This is a genomic window from Flavobacterium soyangense, assembly GCF_015277675.1.
Taxonomy (GTDB): Bacteria; Bacteroidota; Bacteroidia; order Flavobacteriales; family Flavobacteriaceae; genus Flavobacterium; species Flavobacterium soyangense.
The window spans coordinates 1-8,054 of sequence record NZ_JADHEC010000059.1; the positions used below are offsets into that span (position 1 = coordinate 1).

General features: G+C 34.2%; 9 protein-coding genes. 3 read left to right on the plus strand and 6 right to left on the minus strand.

The window, feature by feature from the left end; genetic code table 11:
* Window positions 1-141: 141 nt before the first annotated feature.
* The gene (locus IR213_RS15565; protein ID WP_194313217.1) at window positions 142-3,141 is read left to right on the plus strand and encodes a DEAD/DEAH box helicase; all 3,000 of its coding nucleotides are present in this window, start codon (window positions 142-144) and stop codon (window positions 3,139-3,141) included.
* Window positions 3,142-4,105: 964 nt separating this feature from the next.
* Here IR213_RS15565 and IR213_RS15570 read toward each other — a convergent pair.
* Window positions 4,106-4,306, minus strand: a complete 201-nt coding sequence (locus tag IR213_RS15570; protein ID WP_194313218.1) for a hypothetical protein — start codon at window positions 4,304-4,306, stop codon at window positions 4,106-4,108.
* A 323-nt stretch (window positions 4,307-4,629) separates the two neighbouring features.
* Between IR213_RS15570 and IR213_RS15575 the strand changes: the two genes are divergently transcribed.
* Both IR213_RS15575 and IR213_RS15580 read left to right on the plus strand, forming a co-directional pair.
* On the plus strand, window positions 4,630-5,052 hold the full coding sequence (locus IR213_RS15575; protein WP_194313219.1) for a DUF6943 family protein: 423 nt from the start codon (window positions 4,630-4,632) through the stop codon (window positions 5,050-5,052).
* A 27-nt stretch (window positions 5,053-5,079) separates the two neighbouring features.
* Window positions 5,080-5,259 (plus strand): hypothetical protein, encoded by a 180-nt coding sequence (locus IR213_RS15580; protein ID WP_194313220.1) that lies wholly within the window; start codon window positions 5,080-5,082, stop codon window positions 5,257-5,259.
* 73 nt (window positions 5,260-5,332) lie between these two features.
* Here IR213_RS15580 and IR213_RS15585 read toward each other — a convergent pair whose 3' ends face one another.
* From IR213_RS15585 to IR213_RS16435, 5 genes are all read right to left on the minus strand, one after another.
* The gene (locus tag IR213_RS15585; protein ID WP_194313221.1) at window positions 5,333-5,509 is read right to left on the minus strand and encodes a hypothetical protein; all 177 of its coding nucleotides are present in this window, start codon (window positions 5,507-5,509) and stop codon (window positions 5,333-5,335) included.
* On the minus strand, window positions 5,496-5,732 hold the full coding sequence (locus tag IR213_RS15590) for a hypothetical protein (RefSeq protein WP_194313222.1): 237 nt from the start codon (window positions 5,730-5,732) through the stop codon (window positions 5,496-5,498). The genes IR213_RS15585 and IR213_RS15590 overlap by 14 nt, the downstream gene beginning before the upstream one ends.
* A gap of 17 nt (window positions 5,733-5,749) precedes the next feature.
* Window positions 5,750-6,166, minus strand: coding sequence for a DUF5675 family protein (locus tag IR213_RS15595; protein ID WP_194313223.1), 417 nt, complete (start codon window positions 6,164-6,166; stop codon window positions 5,750-5,752).
* A complete protein-coding gene (locus IR213_RS15600) occupies window positions 6,166-6,924 on the minus strand; it encodes a hypothetical protein (RefSeq protein ID WP_194313224.1) in 759 nt (252 codons plus the stop codon). The genes IR213_RS15595 and IR213_RS15600 overlap by 1 nt, the downstream gene beginning before the upstream one ends.
* 946 nt (window positions 6,925-7,870) lie before the next feature.
* On the minus strand, window positions 7,871-8,054 hold a 184-nt coding region (locus IR213_RS16435), incomplete at its 5' end, for a hypothetical protein (RefSeq protein ID WP_228479210.1).

The following is an 8,054-nucleotide window of genomic DNA, read 5'->3' on the forward strand; positions in this document are numbered from 1 at the left end:
TTATATTTGACATGGATATTGTTTGTTTTGCGACTTCAAGATACTGAATTTCAGTGTCTTGAGCAATATCTAATTAATATTTTTTACTTCAAATAATTACACCCAACGGGTTAAAAATAGACTATTTGAATAATCTAAATTATGCCATCAAGCCCGATAAATAACATCCAACTATTCAAATCTGTTTTCGCAGGAAGAGAAGATGTGTTTGCGGTTCGGTGGGAAAAAGGGAACAAAAGTGGCTATATGCCAGCCTATTTTTATGATCCATATCGGTATCGAGCTCATAAAATGAATGGTGGAACTTTTCAAAATTATGCTGATAAAGAATATTTGGCACTCACTGAAAAGGAAATTGAAAAACACTTAAACGGCGAACAACATATTGGAATTTATCCTTTACTCAAAGACAATACTTCGTGGTTTATTGTTGCCGATTTTGACAAAGTAGAATGGCTTGAGGACTGCAAAAAGTTTATAAATGCTTGTAATGAAAAAGGAATTTCTGCTTATTTGGAACGTTCTCGTTCCGGTAAAGGCGGACACGTTTGGATATTTTTTGAACAACGGTATCCAGCTATAAAAAGCAGAAAAATTTTCATTTCAATTTTAGAGCAAACAGGCGTTTTTTCTTTATTTGACAAGAGTTCTAGCTTTGACAGAATGTTTCCCAATCAAGATTTTCTTTCGGGAAAAGGATTTGGAAATTTGATAGCACTCCCGCTGTATAAGAAAACCTACGAACAAGGAAATAGCTGTTTTATCGATATGGAAAGCCTAGAACCAATTTCAAATCAATGGGATTTCATAAAAAATATTCAAAGAATTTCGGCAATAAAATTGGATGAGTTATACCAAATTCATAATATTCAACAAAGTATTCCTGTTTCGATTGCACCAAAATTATACAATGAAAAGTTGACAATAAGATTAGCAAATGACGTAAAAATTAATCGTAATGCCATTTCAACTCCTCTAATTAATTTTCTAAAAGAAGAATTGAATTTTCTGAACACCGAATTTTTAATAAAAAAGAAGATTGGAAAAAATACTTTTGGAACAGAGCGATATTTCAAATTGGTTGAAGAAACAGAAAACGAAGTCATTATTCCTAGAGGTTTTATTGGAAAAATAATTCGATTTTGTAGAGAAAATAATATAGAATATGATTTCAAGGATGAAAGAAAAAAACTAAAGGAAGTTTCTTTATTATTCAATACACAATTACTAGAACATCAGCAAATAGTGATTGACACGATTGCAAAGAAAGATTTGGGCGTAATTGTTGCTCCTCCAGGTTCTGGAAAAACTATCGTTGGTCTAAAAATAATTGCAGAGAAAAAACAACCAGCTTTAATCGTCACACATCGCAAACAAATTGCCGACCAATGGATAGAACGAATTGAAACTTTTCTTGGAATTCCAAAAAATGAGATTGGAAAAATTGGTCAAGGAAAAACCAAAATCGGTAAACAGATAACAGTTGCAATGATTCAAAGTTTGTCAAAAGAATTGGAGAAACCCGATGGAGAAAAACTGTTGAATGCTTTTGGAACTATTATTTTGGACGAATGCCATCATATTCCTGCGGAAACATTCAGAAATACAATTTCAAAATTGCAAACCTTTTATTTGTATGGATTAACAGCTACGCCATTCCGAAAATACAATGATAGCAAATTGATTTTTATTCATTTGGGCGAAATCATTGCCGAGATAAAGTCAGATGAAATAAGCACCGCTAAAAAACCAAAAATCATTATTAGAAATACAGAACTAGATGTTCCATTCCATTCAAAAACGGACAAATTTGAAACTTTATTAAAAATCCTAGTTCACGATTCTACTCGAAACAAAGCAATTCCTCAAGATGTTATTAATGAATTAAAATCGGACAAAAAAGCCATTATTATTACCGAACGCAAAGAACATATTGACTCGCTATATCAGTATTTGAAACAATCTTACGAAGTGATTACCTTAAGTGGAGAAGATTCAGAAAGTAGTAAAAACTCTAAATGGAAATTATTAAAAGAAGGAAACTATCAAGTAGTCATAACCACTGGACAATTCTTTGGAGAAGGAACTGATTTGCAAAATGCCAATTGTCTTTTTCTGGTTTATCCGTTTTCTTTTGAAGGAAAATTGATTCAATACATCGGTAGAGTACAACGTTCAGAAATAACACCCACAATTTATGATTATCGTGACATCAAAATTGATTATTTGAATAAAATGTTTCTGAAAAGAAATGCTTACTACAGAAAAATTGACAAACAAGCGACTTTGTTTGATGAACCCGAAGAAGAAATTATTGTTCCAAAAAACAATTTCAGTATTGATAAAAAAGTAAAGATTCCATTTGAAAAACTTGAATTTCGTTACGGAAGTATAGCTTTTAAATATGAAGTTTCAGAAATGAAAACCGAGCTTGAATTTGATATTGAAAATTTTGAAATAAGACCCGAATTTGAAGTTTTGAAAGTTTATTTCTCCAAGACACTCAAAATAAGAAACCTCACGGTTACTATTCACGCTGAATTTGAAAATGGTAAACTCATTTCGCAATTGGCATTGTCTAATGATCTCAAAAAGATAACTAGAGAATTGATTGAAAGTGTAAAATTCAAATTTATAACCAAGACATACTTGGGAAAACCAAATCCAGTTGGCCAAGAAAATTTACTCGATATAAATCAATTGCAAAATGAAAATAATAGCAAGTCATATGATTCTGGAGATGAATTATTGAATGATTTTTTACAGAATCAAAATTACAAACACCAAAAGCATTTACACTATTTAGCCGAACATCACGAAAGGACTATTCTTAAAATCCGATTCGTTTTGAATCCTTTTTCATTTGTTTTTCTTATAGCGGGAAAAACAGGATTTCATATTGTTTTAGAAACCTTAAATACGGAAGAAGCAACCTATATTTGGCATTTTGACAATGACAAACAATCGATTCCAGACAAATTAAAACAAGTTGACAATTACCTAAATAGCATTAGAAACGACGGAAGACAAATTTTTATAGAAAACCCACCAAATAATTTCAGTAGAATACTTCACGATTATTCAGCCGACAGAAAAGGTTTTATAATTTGGAAAGATTTGATTGAAGAGAGGATTACTTGATTAAGAAAGAAGCAAATGTCAAAATAATACCAGATAATATAGATATTCCCATAATCCATTATTTCATTCAGCTGCACAAAACTTTCATTTAGTCCAAGTATTCCTAAACTCAAGTCTTTATTTGCTTCATTTCGCTAATTACGTTTCCAATAACGAGAACATTCTTTTTCGTTCGGTAGTAAAAAGGACGTTTTACATTTCAGTTGCCACTCCTTTGCCAACGCTCCAAAAAAATTACTGTCACGGTTTTTGAATCAAAAACACGTACGCTTCGCAACTCGTACCAGTAATTTTTCTCCCCAAGCTGTGTTACATAATTGAGTATTATAGTTCATCACAAAGTTTTTATATTGTTTTCGTTGGTTTTTGCAATGAACTATAATACTCATTTATGTAAAACAGCCGCCACACCCAACGCGCTAGCCAGTGGCTCCAGGACAACATTTTTTATTGCTTCCTCGCACCGGCCTGCAATAAAAAAATCCGTCCTTCGCCACTGTCCTTAACAACGTTCGCCATTTCATAGAATATTTTCTGTAACTACCTGCTTTCAAGAACGTTCACGGTCACTGTTTTTAGCAACTTTATGTTTAAAGCGGTAAGTGTTTGCATTGTTTTTGTGCGTGTTGCAAATTGCTTATCAACTCCATTTCTAGCATTCACGATATAGGAATAAGCAATTTACAACACCCACAAAATCAAGAGAAGCCAGCAAGAGTGTGGTTTTTTATGTGCCTAAAACTATCGAAGTAATTGCTTCAGAGAAAAAGCCGATGCCATACCGTTCCTAAATATAAAGTTGACCAGCCAGAAACATTGTCTTTCTTTCAAGTCTATGGCATCGACTTTTCCACAAAAGCAATCAGAAAAACCCCAGTAAGCAAATAAAAAACCACACACTTGCCCGCGCTACTGCCCCGCCACACTTGGAATTATTATGCATTGTTTTTGTGAGTGCAGACCATCACTTACATCGTTGATTGCTGAACTTCAATATTCCAAAAAAGCAATGGTCTGCACCCACAAAATCAAATAGGAAGAAAGAGTATGGATTTTCAAAACAGAAAAATAATTGGAATGGATTTGATATTTCTTTTTTCTGTTTTAAAAATCCATACCCTTTTTGAAGAACATCATCTATCTCATCAACTTTTTTAAATCCCATTTCATTACAACTTCTCGGTGGCAAGGAAAATAAAAAAATAAATAAAAAGAAAGTAAAGGTAAGCTCCAGTTTCAAGAAAAGAAAGTTCAAGCCCTACGGGTTTTCAATAAAATCTCCACCCTACATTTTCGTTCGCATCAACATTTGATTAGAATCAAAACCCCAATTCCGAATAACATTATCTTAAAAACCCGGGTAGTATTTTTTTGAAAAAACTTGCTTTTCTTGAAACCTCCACTTGATAGACGACTTTCTTTTTTTTTTTCTTTTAAAAATTTTATGTGTGGCGAGTTCATCGAGGCACATCCCTTAAATCCGAAGCTATGCCGAATTTCATTATCAAGACCCACCGAAAAGATACTTTTTACTCAAAACCCCATTTGTTTATACTTAACAAGGGGATAAACAGCGGTAAGCCCCAAAAAGAACAATTTACGAACAGTTTTGTCATCATTTTTGAGAAAGAAGAAGATTACGAAAGCCTTTTTTTTGTTGCATATAGTTTATGGCAAACAAAATTCTGGCACCAATTTTTAATAGGTTCAGTCATTCCCTTTTTACGCCTTCAAGACTTCAAAAAGGAGTTCAATCCACAAGCCAGTTTGATGATGGTGGAACACGAGCAGCATCTAAAAAATGTGGAAGCACTCAAGCTTTTGGAAAAAAAAGAAAAGCAATACAAAGAGGATATTCACCTCATAAATGACATCCGTAAAGCCATTTTGTACCGCTATTGCAGGAAATAATTTTTATTAACCTAAATTATCTATACTATGAAACTGTTCATTCTATACCAAACCGATATTTGGAAAAGCAAAATTTCAAGAGTCTTTTTCGGAATATTTGACAGCCGACCTAAAGCCATTGACTGCGCAAAATACAACGGATTGTACTGCTCCAATGCCAAAGTGGTAATCGAAGAAGTAACCTTGAATATTTTCGAGGAAATCTAGAACCAAAAAAGCCAGGTCTCACAACTTGGCTTTCATTTTGTCTAATCCAAAGGTCACCACAACTAGAATTAGACTATTTTTTGTGCTTCTTAATGAGGTATTTGAGTAGCATTGATATAATAAAACTGACAATCGCTCCAAGAGCTGCTAAGATAATCGTTTTTAAAACATCTTCCGAATGTAAATTCGGCAAAACACTCAAAAAAGTACCTCCTGCTGTTCCCATCAGGGTATGATTACTGTTTGTCATCTTCGCTTGACGACAATATCGCTTCCCTTGTGGTCAATTGGCTCACTGCCGAGACCACTCCTCCCGCAACAGCCATATAACCACCAACAGTGGTCAACACGACTGGCAAAGCTACAGGAGCTGTCAGGATGGTTCCGCCAATGGCAGCCATTGCCAATCCAATATTTCGAAGCACTTTAAAAAATTTAGGCGTTGGAGCTTTCACTCGTTTTATAATATTCATTTTTCCAATTTTTGCTGTCATCCTTCCAAAGTCAGGAATCCAGATTCAACAATCAATTCAACACTTTCTTTCTGATCTATAGCTTTATAAACCAAATATTTCAACTTGGCAAAAGCTTTGCGAGACATCAGACCCAATCCAGGTCCTGAAAGTTTGGTTACTGGTGCAATACAGCCATTCAATTCTTGCAAGGCATTATTGGCAGGATGAAACAAAATCAAACTCCTGTTTACCACATTCGTGACTTCCAAATGCCATTGAAATTTCTTGCTGTATCGCTTTTTTATAAAATATTTCCCCTCTGGAATGCAGGAAACCTTCGTTTCGTTATTCTTCCAAGGCAATTCAATCGTGTTGCAGATCAATTTGCCCTCGCATTCGAGTTTACCATTTGTTCCTTCAGGGAAATAAGTTCTAGCTATCGAGAGAACCATTATACACCGCTATCTACTTTCACAATCGACAATGGATTGAATGCACCATTTTTCAACGGGTACATTGCACCATTTACTTGTTGGTAGAACTCAATTCCAAGAGCCAAAAACAAAGGTTTAGTACTTGCTGGAGTTACTGGATTGGAATGATTGATAGCATCTGATGGATTGATGTCCCAAGGCAAAATTGCCGTTTCTGAATTAGAAACAACGAAAGTTTCCGCTTCAAAATCAATTTCTGCCCCAGCAGAAATAATTTTATAATGCGTTGTTCCAGATGGTGCAACAATCATATTCAATGGAATAAATGAAGCCAAATCAACTGTAATACTTCCAGCAGCACGGTCAATTACTCCCACAAACGGAGCAAATAAACTGGTGCCCAGTTTCCCTCGAATATTAAACTCGAAACCTGCCAAAAGTTCGGCTTCGCCATCAATTACGTTTCGTAATCCTCTGACACTTGTTGTGTCGGCTTGGATAACCTTAATCATTTGTTGCGTCAATCGACTAACCATTCTACCGTCGGCAGAATTGATTAAAACAGCTCTCATAGCCGTTCGCAAAATCTTTCCAGCTTTACCTGCTCGACCAAATTCAGAACCATTTTCACGCGTTCTTTGAAACGCAGGATCGTTTTTGATTCGACTGGCATCAATGCCACCTTTTTCACGAGCCAAATGACCATCTTGCGTTTTGTAAAAAGTAATATCTCCGATAGTACCTTTCAATTTGATTATGCCTTTCTGTCTTGCCATAATTTCTAAAATTTAGATTAAAATTCATTTTCAAAATCTCTAAATCATCTTTTTAGTTGCAACATCTTTTATCCGATTTCGAAACAAATTTTAGCCAATTAAACAGAATAAAAAAGAAAGGACAGTTCCATATGTCGTAAAGCGACACAAATGGCTTAAATCGACATAAATGTCTATTAAAAAGCATCATAAATCATAGTAAATTGCAGAAGAAATTTATATTTCAAAAAAACTTACTTTTGTATAATCTTAAACTTTACTAATCAGTAGGTTTAAGCTAATCAAAGCCCAGTCAAAGGCATAGATAATGTATGAAAATTGAAAAACAGAGGGTTTGCATCTATCCAAAGGACATACAGCGCATAACTGGAAAGAGTTATCGTCAAAGTACCAGATTGTTGCAAAAAGTGAAAAACGACCTCAACAAGCTCGGAAATGAGTTCTTAACAATCGAAGAGTTTTGTTTGTATGCTGGATTAAAATATGAACAAGTAGCTCACTTGATTTTTGGTTAAAATGAGGATGAAATCCAATCCTATTTTAAACCATTGTAGATAAACACATTGTTATATAACTAGTTCATTTTTTGGTATTCTTTACACTTTAAGTTATGATTTATCTAGTTAATTGTGTACTTTTACACTTCACAAGTTAATGGAATTCTAAACGATAAAAAAGGGGGTAAATTCGGTTACCCAATTTTCAATTCAATTATATAATACTGAAATACAACGCATTAGAAACAGGGAATTAGACCCTCTTTCTCCGCTTTTTTAAACCCTAACGGCTGATTTTCAGTTAGTTGCGGTTTTTTATTGGCACTAAATCCCCACAATATCCCCACAATCATCAGAATTATAAGCATAAAAAAACCGCCTTTTTCAAAGCGGTTTCTTAAAAAGTATCTATGAAATTTATGAAGCCGTACCAGAGCTGGAAAAAACGGTCAAATTGACCACCTGATTCCAGAGCAAATTGACCACCAGTTTCGGAGCAAACTGACCACCAAAAAAGAGGGCGCTGAAAAAGTCTTTTCAGTAATAAATTGTTTATGAATGGTTATAAAAAGGAGTAGAAAACGTATTTTCTCTACTCCTTTTTTCGTATATTTAGCTGTAATTATAAGGCTT